We start from the raw sequence: 1,047 nt of genomic DNA on the forward strand, positions 1-1,047 counted from the left end.
TGACCAGCATCGATGGTACGAAGTGTGCCGTGGTGATGCGGTGGCTGATGATCAAGTCCACCAATGCATCGGGATCTTTGTGCGCATCCGGAGGCGCCAGCACCAGGGTCGCGCCTTCAAGCAAGGTCCAGAAGAACTCCCAGGCCGAGACATCGAAGCCAAATGGCGTCTTCTGCAACACGACATCCGTTGCCTTGAGAGCGTAGGCGTTTTGCATCCAGATCAGGCGGTTGATAATGGCCCGATGCTCATTCTGCGCCCCTTTTGGCGTGCCTGTTGATCCCGAGGTGTAGATCACATAGGCGAGATGGCGTGAGCTGAGGCCAAGCCCACGCGGATCCGGATCTGCCGCCGGCAGGTTTGCCCACGCCGGCGTTGCCATCTCCAGATCGACCACCGTCAGATCGCCGAGCGCATCGGCGCCCAGCGCCGATCGTCCCGCCGCATCGGCCAGCAGCAGTCGTGGCGCCGCATCGTTGAGCACCTGCTTGAGCCGCGCCGACGGATAGGCCGGGTCCAGCGGCAGATACGCCCCGCCCGCCTTCAGGATCGCCAAAAGCCCCACCACCATCGCCACGCGGCGCGCAAGGCAGATCGCCACCGGTTGATCCGGCTTGACCCCGCGCCCGATCAGGTGGTGCGCCAGGCGGTTGGCCCGTGCATTGAGTTCGCCATAGCTTAAGCGTTCCTCCGCATCGACCACCGCCACCGCATCCGGCGCCTTGCGCACCTGCGCTTCAAACAGCTCATGGATGCACTGCTGCTCGGGATACGGCGCCGCCGTCCGGTTCAGCTCCTCCAACAGATACGCGCGCTCAGCGGACGGAAGGATATCCAGCTCGCGCACCGGCGTGCTCGGTGCCTGCTCCAGCGCCTCCGCCAGCTGCTCGAGCGCCCGCTGCATGTAGCCGCAGACCCGATCCGCCGAGACGCCCTCCGCCACCTGCGCCGTCAGCCCGAGCGCCTCGCCAAGATCCTCCACCGACAAGGTCAGCGGATAGTTGGTGCGTTCCTCTCCGCCCAGCCATGCCACCCCCGCCAGCCCAT

At 65.5% G+C, this 1,047-nt stretch carries 1 protein-coding gene; it reads right to left on the reverse strand.

Annotation, left to right across the window (positions count from 1 at the left end; all coding sequences use genetic code 11):
- The coding region (locus J6497_RS40650) for an AMP-binding protein (protein ID WP_225709745.1) at window positions 1-1,047 on the reverse strand (1,047 nt) is incomplete at both ends.

This window comes from Bradyrhizobium cenepequi, from assembly GCF_020329485.1.
Classification (GTDB): Bacteria; Pseudomonadota; Alphaproteobacteria; order Rhizobiales; family Xanthobacteraceae; genus Bradyrhizobium; species Bradyrhizobium cenepequi.